The 16,129-nt window shown below is 72.2% G+C and carries 12 protein-coding genes and 1 pseudogene; 4 read left to right on the top strand and 9 right to left on the bottom strand.

Features of this window, described 5'->3' with window-relative positions:
• Positions 1–362: 362 nt before the first annotated feature.
• Positions 363–3,206 carry a lectin gene (locus ACGFT1_RS03485; RefSeq protein WP_373907333.1) on the bottom strand — a complete coding sequence of 948 codons (2,844 nt, stop codon included), beginning with the start codon at positions 3,204–3,206 and terminating at the stop codon, positions 363–365.
• 287 nt (positions 3,207–3,493) lie between these two features.
• Positions 3,494–4,429: a LysR family transcriptional regulator gene (locus tag ACGFT1_RS03490; RefSeq protein WP_373907334.1), complete on the bottom strand. Its 936-nt coding sequence runs from the start codon at positions 4,427–4,429 to the stop codon at positions 3,494–3,496.
• 133 nt (positions 4,430–4,562) lie between these two features.
• Here ACGFT1_RS03490 and ACGFT1_RS03495 point away from each other — a divergent pair, with 133 nt between their 5' ends.
• Positions 4,563–5,846 carry an MFS transporter gene (locus ACGFT1_RS03495; RefSeq protein ID WP_373907335.1) on the top strand — a complete coding sequence of 428 codons (1,284 nt, stop codon included), beginning with the start codon at positions 4,563–4,565 and terminating at the stop codon, positions 5,844–5,846.
• Positions 5,847–5,866: 20 nt separating this feature from the next.
• On the opposite strand, the gene ACGFT1_RS03500 is transcribed toward ACGFT1_RS03495, so the two are convergent.
• On the bottom strand, positions 5,867–6,682 hold the full coding sequence (locus ACGFT1_RS03500) for a helix-turn-helix transcriptional regulator (protein WP_373907336.1): 816 nt from the start codon (positions 6,680–6,682) through the stop codon (positions 5,867–5,869).
• A gap of 129 nt (positions 6,683–6,811) precedes the next feature.
• Here ACGFT1_RS03500 and ACGFT1_RS03505 point away from each other — a divergent pair, with 129 nt between their 5' ends.
• Positions 6,812–7,549, top strand: coding sequence for an SDR family oxidoreductase (locus ACGFT1_RS03505; protein WP_373907337.1), 738 nt, complete (start codon positions 6,812–6,814; stop codon positions 7,547–7,549).
• An 86-nt stretch (positions 7,550–7,635) separates the two neighbouring features.
• Here ACGFT1_RS03505 and ACGFT1_RS03510 read toward each other — a convergent pair whose 3' ends face one another.
• The 4 genes from ACGFT1_RS03510 to ACGFT1_RS03525 all read right to left on the bottom strand — a co-directional run bounded on the left by ACGFT1_RS03510 (position 7,636) and on the right by ACGFT1_RS03525 (position 11,796).
• Entirely contained in the window at positions 7,636–9,171 is a 1,536-nt protein-coding gene (locus tag ACGFT1_RS03510; RefSeq protein ID WP_373907338.1) for a carboxylesterase/lipase family protein, read from the bottom strand.
• Between the two features lies 1 nt (position 9,172).
• A complete protein-coding gene (locus tag ACGFT1_RS03515) occupies positions 9,173–9,859 on the bottom strand; it encodes a GPP34 family phosphoprotein (RefSeq protein WP_373907339.1) in 687 nt (228 codons plus the stop codon).
• 132 nt (positions 9,860–9,991) lie between these two features.
• Positions 9,992–10,654, bottom strand: a complete 663-nt coding sequence (locus tag ACGFT1_RS03520) for a response regulator (RefSeq protein WP_373907340.1) — start codon at positions 10,652–10,654, stop codon at positions 9,992–9,994.
• Positions 10,651–11,796 (bottom strand): sensor histidine kinase, encoded by a 1,146-nt coding sequence (locus tag ACGFT1_RS03525; RefSeq protein ID WP_373907341.1) that lies wholly within the window; start codon positions 11,794–11,796, stop codon positions 10,651–10,653. Before ACGFT1_RS03525 ends, ACGFT1_RS03520 begins: the two co-directional genes overlap by 4 nt.
• A 337-nt stretch (positions 11,797–12,133) precedes the next feature.
• Here ACGFT1_RS03525 and ACGFT1_RS03530 point away from each other — a divergent pair, with 337 nt between their 5' ends.
• Positions 12,134–12,562 carry a spore-associated protein A gene (locus ACGFT1_RS03530; RefSeq protein ID WP_373907342.1) on the top strand — a complete coding sequence of 143 codons (429 nt, stop codon included), beginning with the start codon at positions 12,134–12,136 and terminating at the stop codon, positions 12,560–12,562.
• 21 nt (positions 12,563–12,583) lie between these two features.
• Here ACGFT1_RS03530 and ACGFT1_RS03535 read toward each other — a convergent pair.
• A pseudogene (locus ACGFT1_RS03535) lies at positions 12,584–12,894 on the bottom strand (coagulation factor 5/8 type domain-containing protein); the annotation flags it as partial.
• A gap of 274 nt (positions 12,895–13,168) precedes the next feature.
• On the opposite strand from ACGFT1_RS03535, the gene ACGFT1_RS03540 reads away from it, so the two are divergent.
• Complete coding sequence (locus ACGFT1_RS03540; protein WP_373907343.1) at positions 13,169–14,209, top strand: LacI family DNA-binding transcriptional regulator; 1,041 nt, start codon at positions 13,169–13,171, stop codon at positions 14,207–14,209.
• A 345-nt stretch (positions 14,210–14,554) separates the two neighbouring features.
• Here ACGFT1_RS03540 and ACGFT1_RS03545 read toward each other — a convergent pair whose 3' ends face one another.
• A complete protein-coding gene (locus tag ACGFT1_RS03545) occupies positions 14,555–15,658 on the bottom strand; it encodes a DUF2235 domain-containing protein (protein WP_373907344.1) in 1,104 nt (367 codons plus the stop codon).
• Positions 15,659–16,129 lie beyond the last annotated feature (471 nt).

Here is a 16,129-nt window from a genome sequence, read left to right on the forward strand (position 1 = left end):
ACCGATTCGGATCGCCATCGGGTGACTCCACCCGTAGTGACAGGTCAAAGGAGGGTGGGGACGTGTACCACCAGCAGACGAAGAATCTGCTGGTGAGCTACTCGCCGAAGGAGCGGGGCTTCTTCCAGCCACCTGCGGAAAGGCGCCTTACCCGGGTCCACCCGTCAGGCCCTGTCGCGCGCGTGGTAGCGGGCGGGGGCGGTCAGTCGAGGCGGAGTCCTCTGGGGCGGCCCGGTGCGCGTCAAGCCGGTGATGCGCGGGAGCTTCCGCTTCCTGAGCCGTGGCGAGAGCGTGCCCGCGACGCCCCGCACAGACGGCGGGTCCGCCCGGTGGGTGTACCGGACGGACCCGCAGGTCGGTGGTCAGTGCCGCACTGCTGGTGCCTGCGCGGCCGGTGCGGCCCGGCTTCCGGCAGCCGCCGCGGCGGCCGGCAGTGTCCAGTCCTGGGCACCCGTGCCGTTGCACGTGTAGATCTGCAGTTGAGTGCCGGTGGCGGTGGAGGAGTTGGGGACGTCCAAGCACTTTCCGGAACCGGGGTTCACGAAGGAACCGCTGGTGCCCTGCTTCCACTGCTGTGCGCCGGTGCCGTTGCAGCGATAGAGCTGGACCGGTGTGCCGTCGGCGGTGCCGCTGTTGCTGACGTCCACGCACTTGCCGAGCACGCGGAGAGTGTTGTCCGCGGCGACCGTCACGTCCTGGGCGTAGGTCTGGTTGCATCCCCAGGTCTGGATGTGCGTGCCGTCCCCGGTACCCGAGTCGGCGACGTCGAGGCAGAGCTTCCCGCTGCTGCCTGCGACGCCGGAAGCGACCGGGCCGACGCGGGGTGCCGGCGGGGCCGCGACGCCGCCGGCGTACGAGGGCGGCGCGGCGGCGCTGCCGGAGGCCCAGCCGGTGTTCGGGGCGGTGCCGAGCGTGTAGGTGAGGATGCCGCCCGAGGTGAGGGCCGCGGTGGGGGCGTAGGCGTTGTTCCAGGCGTCCGCGTTCCAGGACACGGACTGGACGTACGGCGCGTCATCGGCGGCACCGTTCCCGTTGACGGTCAGCGTCTTGCCGGAGGGCAGGGTCACGACGGCTTGCGGGAAGACCGGGGAGCCGAGAGCCAGGTCGGCCGTGCCCGGGGTCTGCGGGAACATGCCGAGCGCGGACCACACGTACCAGGCGCTCATCGCCCCGAGGTCGTCGTTGCCGTCGGCGAGTCCACTCGGGGTGTCGGACCAGATCTGGTTCTGGATCGCGCGGACGGCGCCCTGTGTCTTGTACGGCGCTCCGGTGTAGTCGTACTCCCACGGCAGTTCGATGCTGGGCTCGTTGCCCACCCAGGCGTACCCCTTGTCGCCGGTGAAGCTGCGCAGCACGGTGTCGAGATAGTGGTTCGTGGCGGTGTTGCCGCCCTTGGCCCGGGCGAGTCCGGCGATGTTGAACGGGATCATGCCCGTGTAGATCCATGAGTCGCCTTCGACCATGTCCGTGCCACTGGTGGGATCGAATCCACCGGTCCACGATCCGTTGGCATTGCGCGGCTCGACGAAGCCGGAAGCGGGATTGAGGACGTTGCGCCAGTTCTGTGCCCGGGCGGCGTACGTCTTCTGATCGGCGCTGTCACCGAGGGCGCCGGCCAGAGCGGAGAGGGCGAAGTCGGCGGTGTTGTACTCCAAGGTGGTGGCGGCCGGCCCGTAGAAGTTGCAGCATCCGTAACTGCCGTCGTGCGGCATCCATCCGGGAGTGTTCAGGTAGTTCAGGCCGGGCCGGTCGTTGTTGGTCCGCGATGCCTGGGCGACCAGTCCCTTGAGCGTCTCGATGGTGTCGAACCGGCGGGCGCCGAACGCGTAGTAGTCGGCGATGATGGCGGCTGCGGGGTCACCGACCATCACGTAGGACTCGCCGTTGTACTCCGACCATTTGGGGAAGATGCCGGTCTGGCGGTAGTCGTCGAGCATCGACTGCGCTGTGTCGGAGGCCGCTTCCGGGTCGACGAGAGCTTCGAGTTGCGCCTGGGACCGGTAGATGTCCCATCCGGAATAGTTGCCGTAGACGGCCTGATGGCCGGAGTCGACGGTGTGCGTCCGGCCGTCGAACCCCGTGTACTGCCCGTCGGTGTCGCTGACGATGTTGGGGTGGAGCAGGGAGTGGTACAGCGCCGTGTAGAACATCTGCTGGTGAATCGCGGTCCCGCCACCGATCTGGACCCTGCCCAGTTCGGCGTTCCACGCGTTCTGGGCGGCACCGCGGATGGCGTCGAAGTCCCAGCCCGCGTTCTCCGCGGTGCGGTTGGCGGTGGCGTTGGCGACGGAGACGTAGCTGATGCCGACCTTCGCCTGCACGGTCGGGTGGGCGGTCGCGTCGAACGTCACGTAGCCGTTCTGAGCGGCGGCCTTGGGGGTCTGCGCCGCGGCTCCGGGACGGCCGGGGGCGGGGGCCGGCTTGCCGTGCAGCACCGGCTTGTTGGGCCTTTCCGGGGCGTGCGGACCGGCACCGTGGACGGTTGGCCGGCGGAGCGTGGACCTGGCGGTGCGAGTGCCGCTGGTCTTGAACGGCTGGTCGAAGACCATGTCGAAGTAGACGGTGTAGGTGTTTCCCGCCCCGCAGAAGCGGCCGCTGGTGACCTGCCCGCTGACCTCGGTGGGTGAGACGACGGTGAACTGGGTGTTGCTGGCGCCGTTCTGGCTGCCGGTGAGCTTGAAGACGAGATTGGCCTGCGTGGTCGCGGGGAACGTGAAGCGCGCCATGCCGCTGCGTTCGGTGGCGGTCAGCTCGGTGGTGACCTGGTTGTCCAGCGACACCTTGTAGGAGCCGGCGGTTGCGCTCTCGTTGGCGTGCGAGAAGCTGTCGGTCGCCGAGGTGCTGACCGCGCCGACGGTCGGGAGCACCGGAACGTCCCCGGCGGCGCCGCAGCCGGGCCCCGCGATGTGGGTGAGGCTGAAGCCGGTGATCGACTTGTCGTTGTACTCGTAACCGCCGCCCGGGGGCCGCGATGGGGTGTCCGGGCTCCACTGCACCATGCCGAACGGGACGTCGGCACCGGGGAAGTCGTTGGCCTCGTTCGACGTCCCGATGAAGGGGTTGACGAGAGTGGCGGGGGCGGTCACCAGGGTCGCGGAGGCGGGAGCCGCCGCAGCCGCGGGCGCGACGAGGGCTGTCGCCGCGAGAGCGGTCGCCGCCAGCAGCCCGGTGGCCAGGGCCGCAGGTGGGCGGGGGGTGAGTCTCATGTCCGTCAGGCTCCTTGTGCTCGTGTCCACCTGGTCCCGGAGACCGGCGGACAGCGTGCGGGACAGGACCGTGCGGCGCCTCTGACAACGTTGTCTACCGATGCGCGAACTCGATGTCGGGACGGAGGAGATGGTGGGTTCTGCGCACGGCGGAGCGGTTGGAGATGCCGGAGCGGGGCGCGCGCTCCCCGGGAACGTAGAGCGCTAATCAGGTTCACGTCAAGAGTGGGGCGGTTCATCGCGGTGCCCGTTCCCTAGTCGACAGGCCGTACGACAGCGAGGCGCGGTCAGCGTGGGAGCACCCAGCTCGGGGTCCAGGTTCCGGTGGCGTCGTGGTGGGACGCCGTGGTGGCGAGGTGGGCGCGGAGGGTGGCCAGGGCCGGGTGGGGGTTGTCGCGGTGCCAGAGGAGCGAGTGCGGGTAGACGGGTGTCGGGTCGGTCACCGGGATGCGGCGCAGGCCGTGGCCGGCGGGCCAGACGAGGCGGGTGTGCTCGCCCATGAAGGTGGCCAGGGCCGGGGTGTCGGCGACGGTGTCGAGGAGCGCGTCGGAGCCGAAGTTGGGGCCGGTCGCCTCGATGGTGAGGCCGAACTCGGCGACGAGGTCGTCGTAGTAGGCCGCCCATTCGGTACCGGGGACGATGCCGGGCATCCAGATGCGGTGCCCCGCGAGCTGGGCGACGGTCACCGACCCGGCGCCCGCCAGCGTGTGGGCGGGGCCGGTGAGGAGCTGGAGCGGCTCGTCGAGCACCCGGACGGATTCGATGTCCTCGGGGAGGGGCCGGCCGGGCACGGCGACGGCGCGGAAGGAGGCGTCGATCGTGCCGGTGCGGATGGCGGCGACGGCCGTCTCGATGTCGAACAGCATCACCACGTCGAGGTCGATGTCGGGGTGCGCGCGGTGGAAGCCCCGCATCAGGCCCGACGCGGCGACGCGTGACGCGATCACGTCGACGCGCAGCGGACGGCGGCCGGCGCGCACGGACCCGGCCGCGCGCTCGGCGACGCGCAGCAGCTCGCGTGCGTGGGGCAGGAACGCCTGCCCGTCGATGGTGAGCTCGGCGCCGCGCGGGGTCCGGGTGAACAGCCGTACTCCGAGGTTGCGCTCCAGCGCGGCGATGCGCTTGGAGACGGCCTGCTGGGTGACCGCAAGCTCGCCGGCGGCCTCCTGGAACTGCCCCGCGTCGGCGACGGCCACGAAGGTCCGGACGGTGTCGAGGTCCATGCTGACACCCTAGAACCACAACCACCGGTTGTGGACGACGGTCCTGTAGTTGTTTGATCCCGGGGTACGGCGCTCGCTTTGATGCTTCCGGTCGCTGAACGGTTGTGCGGGTGAGGGGCGAGGGGCGTCGGGCATGAGAAGCGGGCACCGGACGGGACATCGGCTGGGGCGGCGGTTCGGGTGGCTCTGGGGAGCGTACGGGACCAGCGCGCTCGGCACGTGGCTCGCCTTCGGCGCGTTCCCGCTGATCGCCATCCGGGTGCTGCACGCCGGCCCGGCCCAGGTCGCCGCGCTCTCCTCCGTTGCGGCCGCGGTGGGTGCGGCCGTGGCGGTGCCGCTCGGCCCGTGGGTGGAGTTCCGCCGGAAGCGGCCGGTGCTCATCGCGATGGACCTGGTGCGGTTCGCGGCGCTGCTGACCATCCCCGCCGCGTTCACGCTCGGCGTGCTCACCTTCCTTCAGCTCCTGGTGGTCTCGGTCGTCGTCGCGGCGGCCGACATCACCTTCCGCGCCGCCTCCGGCGCGTACCTGAAGACGCTGCTGCCGGCCGAGGACCTGCTCGTCGCCAACGCCCGCTTGGAATCCACGGCCTGGACGACCACGATCGTCGGACCGCCGCTGGGCGGGGCGGTGATCGGGCTCCTCGGTCCGGTGGCGACGGTGGTGGCCGACGCCGTCAGCTACCTGCTCTCGGCCGTGGGCATCCGCGCGACGGGCGGGCACGAGCCGCTGCCCGAGAGCCCGGCGGCCACCCGCATGCGGGCCGGGGACCTGCTCGACGGCTGGCGGTACATCCTCGCGGACGCGACGCTGCGTCCGCTGTTCTTCAACACCGCCTTGTTCAACGGCCTGCTGATGGCCACCCAGCCGCTGCTGGCCGTCCTGATGCTCGGCAGGCTCGGGTTCACACCGTGGCAGTACGGCCTCGCCTTCGCGGCGCCCTCGATCGGCGGGCTGCTCGGTTCACGGCTGGCCCGGCCGCTCGTCACCCGGTCGGGGCAGCAGCAGGTCCTGGCCGTGACCGGGGCCCTGCGTGCGCTCTGGCCCGTCGGCCTGGCCTTCGTGGGGCCGGGCACCGGCGGACTGCTGCTGGTGGTGGGTGTCGAACTCGGGCTCATCTTCTGCTGCGGGGTCTTCAACCCCGTGTACGCCACCTACCGCCTCGAGCGCACCGCGACCGACCGGGTCGCCCGCACGCTGTCCGCCTGGGCGGTGACGACCAAGGCCTCGACCGCGCTGCTCACGGCTGTGTGGGGCGTGCTGGGCAGCCTGCTCGGCCCGCGTACGGCGATCGGCCTGGCCGGCGTGCTCCTGCTGGCGACCCCCCTGCTGCTCCCCCGCAGCGCGGCAGCACATCCGTCCCAGCCGGAGCCGGCACCGTCGCCCGCCCCGGCACCAGCCCGGCGCGCGCGCCCTTGAGAGAACCGGGCCGGTCACGGTTACGCCCCGTCGGGCAGTTCAGCGCTGTCGAAGTAGACCACCAGCGTCTGCTCCGGCTGTTCGGCCAGGTGGAAAGCGGTGTACACATATTCGGTCGCCCCCCGCTGCGGATGCCACAGCCGTTTGCGACCGCTGTGCCGGGCCTGCACCTCGTACCGGGTCCACCAGTCCCGCGCCTCCGGGCTGCCCTCGTTCAGCTCCTCGATCAGTCGCGTGTACCGCGGGTCGCCAGGGTGGCGTGCGGCCAGCGTCCGGAGCCGGGCGAGCAGGCTCCGCGCCTCGGGTTCCCAGTCGAGCAGAACCTCCCGGGCCACCGGTTCGAGGAACACCCAGCGAACGAAGTTGGCCGGCCGGTCCGTCTCGGTGATGAGCTTGGGAAACAGTTCGCCGGCCGCCTGGTTGTGGGCGAGGACCTCGTAGTCGCCGCCGATGATGTAGGCCGGGTGCGGCTGGAGCAACGAGGGTACGGCTCCCGCCCCCGCCGGCAGCGGCTCGCGTTCCCCGGTGTCGGCCGCGGGCACGTGACCGGCGAGCTGGAGAAGGTGAGCCCGCTCGTGACGGTCGAGCCGCAGCGCCGCGGCAAGGGCGTCGAGCACTTGTGCGGAGGCACGGATCTCCCGTCCCTGCTCCAGGTACGTGTACCAGGTGGCGCTCATCCCGGCCAGCAGTGCCAGTTCCTCCCGGCGAAGTCCCGGGGTCCGGCGGCGGCCGGTCCGGGGCAGGCCCACGTCGTCAGGGGTGAGGCGCTCTCTGCGGCTGCGCAGGAACGCACCCAGCTGACGGCGGCGGTCGCGGTGGTCCGGCTGTGCGGGCATGATGGATGGCACCTCTGATTCCACGATAAAGGCGGTCTGGATACCAGGCTACGGCTCCCGGAGACTGGGGCGCGAGCACAGGGCCACGGCGCCGCCGACGGCCTCCCTGCCGAGGAAGAGGACGACTTCATGAGCGGGATCACGGGCAAAGTGGTGGCGATCACGGGAGCCGGCAGCGGCATCGGCGAGGCGACCGCGCTGCTGCTCGCCGAACGGGGCGCGCGACTCGTCCTGGGCGCGCGCCGGTCCGGGCGCCTGGCCGAACTGGTCGCCCGGATCGAGAACGCGGGTGGCGCAGCCGTACACATCCGCACCGACGTGACCCGGCGGGACGACCTGCACGCCCTGGTCGCGCTGGCCGGTGAGCGGTTCGGCCGACTCGACGTACTGGTCAGCAACGCCGGAGTCGGCACGATCTCCCCTCTCGACGATCTGCGCGTCGAGGAGTGGGACCACATGGTCGACGTCAACGTGAAGGGCCTGCTGCACGGAATCGGCGCCGCGCTGCCGGTCTTCCGGGCGCAGGGCGCCGGGCAGTTCATCACCACCGCCTCCACGGCCGCGTTCCGCGTCGTGCCGGCGATGGCCGTCTACGCCGGCACCAAGTTCGCGGTCCGGGCCATCTGCGAAGGACTGCGCCAGGAAGCCGGCGACTGCCTGCGGGTGACCACCGTCTCCCCCGGTCCGACGCTGACCGACTTCGCCGAGGCGTCGACGAACGACCAGGTCAGGGCGGAGATCACGAGGTTGCGGGACCACATCGCCATCCCGCCCGACGCGATCGCCCGGGCCATCGCCTTCGCGATCGAGCAGCCCGCCGCGGTCGACGTGAACGAGATCGTCGTACGACCCACCGCCCAGAGCTGACCGCCGCCGCCCCTGCGCCCTGCCCGTCTCCGGCGTGCGAAGACCACCGCCCGTCCACGAGGTGCCCGCATCCGTGTCCGGCGCCCTCAGGGGCGACCGGTCCAGATGCCGCAGTGGTGGTCCGTGTCCGGCCGGGTCGGGCCGGTGCCGTCCGGGAGCAGGGTCTGTACGCCGGTCCGTGGCCAGCGGGGCGCGTTGTCGCCGTTGGGGTCGCCCGAGCGGGCGAAGCGTGTCCAGTAACCGATCATCGTGTCGGCCAGGTGTTTCTGGGGCTCGGTCAGGGGGCGGGGTCTGCCGCCCAGGTCGAACAGGTACGGAAGTTCCGTGGTGTGGGTGGCGCCGAGCGGGAAGGGCGGTTCGGTCGTCGTGGGGCGGGGCGCGTTCGGGTCGGCGAACTCGTAGCGCCACACGGGCATTCGGCCGGCGAGTCGCCGGGCCGTGTGCGCGGTCGGGCAGGCGTAGTTCGAGTCGCCGATGACGGCGCCGAACACCGGCCCCGCACTGTCGGCGGTGACGGGGTAGGCGTGGACGACCTCAGCGGTGCGCGCCGGGTCGGGGAGGTAGCTGCCGACGACGTCCGGCCAGGTCGCCGGCGTGACGACGGTGCCCGCGCGCATGATGCCGGCGGCCCAGACGTTCCCCTCGTCGTGGTTGCTGCCGAGCAGGACCGGCATTGACCGCATGTCTCCCGTGGCGAGGGCGGCGGCGGGATCCCGCGGCAGCAACGGGGTCCCGTAGGCGGGGTGTTGGTCGATCCCCTGGTGGGCGAGCAGCTGCGAGGGCGGTACCTCGCGCAGGCAGGCCAGGGGGTGTGCCGCCTCGGCGCAGCCCACGTCCGCGGTGAGCTGGGCGCCGGCTGCCTCGGCCGTGGCGCGCGGGTAGGCGGACGGCGCGAAGGGCTGTTCGGGCCGCCCGGAGCACGGTCCGCTCTCGATGACCGCCCGGTGGAACAGTCCCGCTGCCCGCGGCGAAGCGAGCTGGGCGCAGACGCTGTAGGCCCCGGCCGACTGGCCTGCCAGGGTGACGTTGCCGGGATCGCCGCCGAATGCCGCGATCCCGGCCCGGACGTAGCGGAGCGCGGCCTGCTGGTCGGCGAGGCCGAACGTGCCGGAACCGGCGAGGCCCGGGCGGGCGAGGAAACCCAGTGCTCCGAGGCGGTAGTTGACCGTGACGACCACGACGTTGCCGCGTACGGCCATCCTGTGGGCCTCGTAGGAACTGCCGGCCCCGGTGGTGAAGCCGCCGCCGTGCAGCCACACGACGACCGGCTGCGGGTGGGCGGAGGTGGCGGTGTCCGGTGCGGTCACGTCCAGGTACAGACAGTCCTCGGCCGTGCTGCCGCCGCGCACCTCGCCGTCGGGCTGGGCGCACGCGGGGGCCGCGTGCCGGGCGTCCCGTACTCCTGTCCAGGACGTCGGCGGCCGGGGCGCGGTCCAGCGCAGGGCGCCCACCGGCGGCGCCGCGTACGGGATGCCTTCGAAGGTCCGGTAGCCGCCATGGACAGTTCCGCGTACCGCGCCGTCCCGGGTGCGCACCACCACCGGCGCGTTCGGTGCGGCCGTGACGGGCAGGGAGGCGAGCACGGCCAGCGCGCTCGTGAGGATCACCGCCACAGAACGCATGTCAGCCTCCGCCCATCCCGCCCTGGGCGGCCACCAGTGTCATGCGGAGGCCGCCGATCGCGGCGCCCAGACCGGGAGCCACGGCGCCGACACGTCCGGTCAGTTCCTCGATACGGTCCTTGCCGGTACGGGCGTCCGAGCGGGAGACGACGGGCCGGATGCCGCCGGCCGCGGCCAGGGCCACCAGCGCGGCGTCGGCGGGCGCGATCCGCCCGGCGGGCTCCGTGCCGTGCAGCAGAGCGGTCACCGTGGCCCGGAGCGCGGTGACGGCCGAGGGGTCCGTGACCGTCACCGCGCGCCGGGACCGGCCGAAGGACCTCTTCTCCGCGACGGCCAGCACGCCCTGGGCGACGAGCCGGTCCTCGACCGCGCGCAGCGTCCGCCTGCGGTCGTGTCTGATCCAGGAGGCCCAGCTGCGCCGGTCGCTCGCGACGTGGCCGAGCATCAGGTCCAGGACGGGGTCCCCGGCCGGTCCCGGCGTCGCGACCAGCGCGTCGCCGTCGGAGTCGACGAGGTGTCCCCGGATCGCCAGTTCGGCCAGGACGGCCGCGCGGAGCAGGAATCCGGTCCGGGTGCGGTCGTGGAGGCCGTCGGCGGAGGTGTCGTAGGCCGTGAGGTACATCCGGCAGTACAGAGGCTGCGCGGTGCGGGACGGAGGCCGCGTCGTGCGGTACGGAGGCTGCGTCATGACGTCGACGCTACGGTTGTCACGGCCGGGAGTGATCCGTCCAGGGGGTGGAACGTCCCTGGATACAAGGGACGAGTGGGCCGGGCGCTCATCCTGAAGGATGAGTGACGTGGACCTGCGCGGTGCCGGGTGTCAGAGGTCGCGGGGGCGCACGATCCGGTGGTCGTAGGCGGCGACCGCGGCCTGCACCCGGTCCCGCAGCCCCAGTTTGCGCAGCACCGCCGAGACGTGGCTCTTGACGGTCGCCTCCGACAGGCTCAGGTGCCGGGCGATCTCCGCGTTCGACAGGGCCTGCCCGATCAGGGCGAGGACTTCCAGCTCGCGTGCCGAGAGTTCCGACAGCGCTCCGGGCGTCGGCCGTTCGGCCGGGCCGGTGGACGCGAAGCGGTCGAGCATGCGACGCGTCACGCTGGGGGCGAGCAGCGCGTCGCCACCGGCGATGACCCGGATGGCCTCGGCGAGTTCGGCGGGCCGGATGTCCTTCAGCAGGAATCCGCTGGCGCCCGCGCGCAGCGCTGTCAGCACATGCTCGTCCAGGTCGAACGTGGTGACGACGAGGACCCGGGTCGTACTGCCCGACGCGATGATCTCGCGGGTGGCGTCGATGCCGTCCATCACGGGCATCCGGACATCCATCAGGACGACGTCCGGCCGCAACTGCCGGACCAGCCGCACCGCGTGCTGGCCGTCGGCCGCCTCACCGACGACCTCCAGATCGTCACGCGCATCGATGATCATGCGGAAACCGCCCCTGACCAGCGCCTGGTCGTCGGCCACCACCACCCGGATCGTCACGGATCGCAGCCTATCGGCAGCTGGGCACGCACCTCGAAACCGCCGTCCGCCCCGGGCGCGGCGTCCAGGGTGCCGCCGAGGAGCGCCGCCCTCTCGCGCATGCCGAGGAGACCACGCCCGGCTCCGGGGGATCGGACCGCGCGGGCCGGGGGCCGCCCGTCGTCGGTCACGGTGAGGTGCACGGTCGAGGCGTCGTAGCGCACGCGGATGCGGACGTGGGTCGCGCGGGCGTGGCGCAGGGTGTTCGTCAGCGCCTCCTGGACGATGCGGTATCCCGCGAGATCCACAGCGGCGGCGGGGGCGTGCGTGCGCTCCCCCGGGTCCAGGTCCACGGCGAGACCGGAGGCGCGGGCGTTCGACGCCAGCTCCTCCAGGTCCATGAGCCCGCGCGGGGGCATGCGCCCGTCGTCGCCGTCATGCGGCGGTTCGGCGCGCAGGAGCAGACGCAACTCGCTCAACGCGGACCGGCCGGCGCCCTCGATGGCGCGCAGCGCCTGCCGGGCCCGCTCCGGGTCCCGTTCGAAGACGTCCTCGGCGGCGCTCGCCTGGATCACCATGACGGACACGGTGTGCGCCACCACGTCGTGGACCTCGCGGGCGATCCTGGCGCGTTCCTCCGCCGCGGCCCGATGGGTCTGCGCGACGAGACGGTCGTGCTGGGCCCGGCGCCACTGGCCACCGGTCCAGGCCAGCGTGACGGCCAGCAGGTACGCCGCCAGGCCCAGTGCCCCGCCGCCGACGAACGCGCCCGGCGTGAGCGCCAGCAGACCGAGCAGCCACCACCGCGACACCCGTGGCGGTGACTGCGACGCCAGGACGCTCAGCGCGATCTGGGCCGCGAGCAGGGCGCCGGTCAGGCTCACCACGGGAAGGACCAGCCAGAGCCCGGCGCCGGTCAGCGCGGTGGCGGCGAGGACGATCCGCGGACGGCGGACCACCCACCACAGCGCCGCGATCTGGAGCGCCGCGAGCACGAGCGCGGCGGCGGACCGCCACCGTCCGTGTTCCCCGGCGCCCGCGATGACGGCCGTGGGCACCACCACGCCGAGCACGAGCATCGCCGAGCCGATCCGCAGCGCCCGGACAGCTCGCGCGGACGGGGAGAAGCAAGCGCTGCCGTCCGAACCGGGCCCCTGATCCACGGCCCGACGCTACCAATTCCGGCGGCGCCGGCGGGGCCCGGGCGCCGGCCGGCCGGAAGCCGCCCGGACAGCGGCCCGCGCAGCGGTCTGCCGCCGTTCCGACGGCTCGACGCGCATGATGCGGAAGGCGGTGCCGAGACGGCGAGTTCGCCTGCCGTTCCGGCAAGTCGGCATCGGGCGACACGAGTTCATAACTGTCGCCGGGCACAACCATCGGTGAGGGTGGCAGGTCGTACCGGTCGTCACGCATGAGGGGAACGGCGGCCGTGCCGTCCGTCCCCGCGGAGGCGGCCGTCCGGCCGTTCACCGTGACGACCGATCCATGGGGGAAGAACCGATGTCACACATGTCCCGCGCCCGGCGCGCCCTGTCCGCCGTGGCGGTGGCGGGAACGGCCACCGCCGCTCTCCTGGCCGCGGCTCCCGGCGCCTCCGCCGCCGCCCAGGCCGCCTACAACGGCGCCTGCGGCTCCGGCTACAGCGTGGTCAACTCCGCCCCGGTGGGGAACAAGGGCACCGCCTACCTGACGTACAGCTCGTCCACCGGAAAGAACTGCCTGGTCATGATCCGCAACGTGAGCGGTGACCCGGTGCCGATGGAGCTGTATCTGAACGTCAGCGGGGACGAGATCCACGACAACTACGACAGCGGCGCCTACCGGTCGTACGCGGGCCCGCTGTACCTCAGCGCGAAGGGCCAGTGCGTCGACTGGTACGGACGGCTGGACGGGGTGTGGTTCGGCGAGAGCGGCACCGACTGCGGCTGACCTCGTCCCCGGGCCCCGAGGGCCGGACCGGGCGTCGAGTCCCGTGCAGGTGCCGGGCTTGAACAGCAGCGCGTAGCGGCCGGTGCCGAACTGCGCCGACTCTGCTGCCGGAAGACCTCGTCGAGGTCGGCCTGGATGCCGGGCGCGGCGGGGTGGAGGACGAGGACGTCGGGGCCGAGGTCGCCGCCGCCGGCCAGGGCGCGCGGCCGGACGGCCGAGGGAGCCGCCGAGGCCGGAGTGGCCAGACCGGTCAGGAAAGGGGCCGACGCCACCCCGACACCCGCGAGCCGCCGGCCCGTCGGCGTCGCCGGCACGCGCGTCGCGGATCTCATCCTGTCCCAGCCGGACACCTTGACGTCTCAGCATCACCGGCCTGAGAGTCCCTGTTCCGGAGAGCGCTCTCCCCCCCGCCGACCAAGGTGCTGCGTCCACGTCGCCGTGGCCGCTCACCGCCCGGTGAGCCCGGCCCGTGCCCCCGGCAGGCGGCGACCGGCGACCGGCGACCGGCAGGCAAGCTGGGCGGCGGGCGGTGGCCGCGGGGAGGCGGGCGTCCGGTGCCGGAGAGCGCTCTATGCCGTGAACCCGGCGTGCCGCTAGGGTGCGGCCATGAGCAAACAGGCTCCGACCTTGGAGGACGTCGCCCGCGCGGCGGGGGTGTCCCGGGCGACTGTCTCCCGGGTCGTCAACGGCGTCCGCAATGTCGATCCCACGATCCAGGAACTGGTGTGCCGGGCGATCGAGCAGACCGGTTACGCACCCAACCGGGCCGCCCGGTCGCTGGTGACCCGGCGGGCCGAGACCGTCGCCCTGGTGGTCTCCGGGGCCGGGGACGCGCCGGACGACAGCCAGGAGGCCTTCGCGTCCCGGGTCTTCGCGGACCCCTTCTTCGGGCGGGTGGTCGCGGGCGTCATCGGTTTCCTGCGCCCGCGCTCCATGCATCCGGTACTGATGTTCGCCGAGTCGGCCGAGGACCGGCGCGAGGTCCTCACCTATCTGCGGCAGGGCCGCGCCGACGGGGCGCTCGTCGTCTCCACGCACCCCCACGACCCGCTGCCCGCGCTCCTGGCCGAGGCGGAACTGCCCACCGTGCTGTTCGCCCGCCCGGCACGCCCGGTGCCGCTGAGCTACGTGGACCTGGACCACCGGGACGGCGGCCGGCTCGCGGCGGAACACCTGCTGGCACGCGGCTGCCGCAGGCCGGCCACCGTGGCCGGGCCGCTCGCCGTCGGCGCGAGTCAGGAACGGCTCGCCGGTTTCCGCGACACTCTGGCCCGCAACGGGCATCCGTACACGCCGGTCGTCGAAGGCGGCTTCACCTTCGCCAGCGGCGTCACCGCCACGACCCGGCTCCTCGCCGAACAGCCCGACGTGGACGGTGTGTTCGCAGCCAACGACCTGATGGCCCAGGGCGCCTGCCAGGTGCTGCGGGAGCACGGCAGGCGCGTGCCCGAGGACGTCGCGGTCGTCGGCTTCGACGACTCCGGCATCGCGCCGGCCTGCCACCCACCGCTGACCACGATCCGCCAACCGGTCGAGCGCATGGCCGCGCACATGGCCCGCCTCCTGGACGAACACGTCCGGGGAGAGCGGGCCGAGCCCACGTCCGTCATCTTCGACCCCGAGCTGGTCGTACGGGACTCCGCGTGAACGCGAACGACTGCAGCCGGTTTCTCCGCCGAGCGGCCCGGCGACCGGGAGACCCACCGCCACGCGAACCGGTGCGCGGTTGCCTGTCGCACGGCGAGGCGGGGGGACAGCTTTCAGTCCTCGGTTCCCTGAGGCGCGCAGGCCGTGCCGCCCGGGCTGCCACAGCTCCGGCGAGACGGTCTCCGGGCAGGGGGCTCCTCCCGGTCCGCCCGAGCGCCCTGGGACCGGCCGCCAGAGGCTGACCGCCCGCTCCAACGCATGGCGGGTTTCGCCGAGGTCGTACGCGGACTCACCGCCGCTCTGCAGGGGTCGCGGTGACAACGGCCGCGCGAAGGGTCGCGTCTCTCAGGATTCCAGCCGGAACCGCCTCCGATCAGTGACGTATTTCGCGAGCTCGGGCGGCCGGTAGCCGGCGTCTTCGTCGTAGCGCTCCATGGCCGGCACTGCCAGGAACTCGTTCCCGTCGAGCCGGCCCTCCTTGTCCGCCGCGCGCCCGATGGGCCGCTGCAACGGCTCGGCCAGCCGGTACATGCCTTTCCTCGAAAGGTGCACCTCGCCCAGGACATCCGGCTGCACCCGGAAGTCGATGCAGTCCTCCGGCTTCATCGCATTCGGCCCGGCCACGCCGAGCGCCTCCGGATCGAACTCCAGCCCATGTCTACGAGCCTGGTCGATCATCCAGAGCAGGGTGATGTCGGACAGCCCCGTCTCCCTGTAGCCGCCACCGACATCGCAATGCACGCCGGCGAACCACACCTGCTTCAGCTCCTGGCGCTGCTCGGCTCCGGGCTGCTGGTGCCAGAGCGTCGGCTGGAAGGCCGAGCGCTGTTCGTCGATGGCCAGCGCGTGGAATGCCGCCCTGACCCAGCTGCTCAACTCGGTGTCGTGGAACGCCCAGTGGCGGTTGAAGCGGTCCACGACCGGGTCGAGCCTCCGGGAGGTGGGAACCGGAATACCGAGGGCGCCGACCGTGTCCCACACCCCGATGAAGCGGATATCCGTCTCATGCGCGTACGAACGGCGGAACAGCGTGGAGGCCGTGCCGCTCGGCTTCTCGACCCGGTCGCGGTAGAGGTCCCAGGCCTCCTGGATCCGGCCGGCGTGATCCCGGCGCACGATGCCGCAGTTGCGCACCAGACCCGCAAGACTTCGCACGGTGAACGCGCCGCGGCTGAAGCCGAACAGGAACAACTCGTCGTGGGACTCGTACGTCTCGACGAGGAAGCGGTAGGCGTCGATCACATTCTGGGACAGGCCCACGCCGAAGGCGCCACCCCTGAGACGTTCCCAGCGGCCGGTACCGACGCCACTGTGGTAGTACACACGCTGCACCTTGCCGCCATCTGCCCCTGAGCACACGGACAGCGCGACCTTGGTGACGTTGGTCTTGCTCGGCTGGTCGGCGAAGTTCCACGTTCCGTCGCAGCAGATGACGAGGCGTTTGGCCATGTCGATCCCTCCTGGCTGCCCACATCGGCACCGCCCGAGGCCGCTGGCGTCCCGCGGTCGCTGGCGTCCCGTGGCCTGGGCGGGCATGAAGAGCGGGCTCGCTGCCGGAACCGCGCACGGGACAGCTGGCAGCAGATCCTTGAGCAGTGCCCCCGGAGTCTCACGGCCGAGCAGGCCAGGCAGCACCTGAGCAGCATCTTGTTCCCACTGCCCCACGCCCGGCACCGGAGGAGACAGATCCGCCGGGCTCGGCGGGCAGACGTGAAGGGCTCGGAAACCGCGATGCGGCATGCCTCTTCGGCGTCAGGTCTGAGGGAGGGCATGACCGTGCGCCCCTCTCATGGCGCTTGATCTCCGCCGGCACCGGTCCTGATTCCGGCGCGCGCACGGATACTCCCGGGCGCCACATTCTTCTCGGTCGGGCAGGTGGACCGGACGGTGCCCGGCCCGCATATTCTCTCGATGCAAGCC

The organism is Streptomyces sp. Y20, assembly GCF_043195475.1.
Lineage (GTDB): Bacteria > Actinomycetota > Actinomycetes > Streptomycetales > Streptomycetaceae > Streptomyces.

Excerpts from the sequence above, each read along its gene's own strand:
- ACGFT1_RS03510 (WP_373907338.1), bottom strand. The coding sequence starts at position 9,171 with ATGCGTTCTGTGGCGGTGATCCTCACGAGCGCGCTGGCCGTGCTCGCC.
- ACGFT1_RS03505 (WP_373907337.1), top strand. The coding sequence starts at position 6,812 with ATGAGCGGGATCACGGGCAAAGTGGTGGCGATCACGGGAGCCGGCAGC.
- ACGFT1_RS03515 (WP_373907339.1), bottom strand. The coding sequence starts at position 9,859 with ATGACGCAGCCTCCGTACCGCACGACGCGGCCTCCGTCCCGCACCGCG.
- ACGFT1_RS03500 (WP_373907336.1), bottom strand. The coding sequence starts at position 6,682 with ATGCCCGCACAGCCGGACCACCGCGACCGCCGCCGTCAGCTGGGTGCG.
- ACGFT1_RS03530 (WP_373907342.1), top strand. The coding sequence starts at position 12,134 with ATGTCACACATGTCCCGCGCCCGGCGCGCCCTGTCCGCCGTGGCGGTG.
- ACGFT1_RS03485 (WP_373907333.1), bottom strand. The coding sequence starts at position 3,206 with ATGAGACTCACCCCCCGCCCACCTGCGGCCCTGGCCACCGGGCTGCTG.
- ACGFT1_RS03495 (WP_373907335.1), top strand. The coding sequence starts at position 4,563 with ATGAGAAGCGGGCACCGGACGGGACATCGGCTGGGGCGGCGGTTCGGG.
- ACGFT1_RS03545 (WP_373907344.1), bottom strand. The coding sequence starts at position 15,658 with ATGGCCAAACGCCTCGTCATCTGCTGCGACGGAACGTGGAACTTCGCC.
- ACGFT1_RS03490 (WP_373907334.1), bottom strand. The coding sequence starts at position 4,429 with ATGGACCTCGACACCGTCCGGACCTTCGTGGCCGTCGCCGACGCGGGG.
- ACGFT1_RS03540 (WP_373907343.1), top strand. The coding sequence starts at position 13,169 with ATGAGCAAACAGGCTCCGACCTTGGAGGACGTCGCCCGCGCGGCGGGG.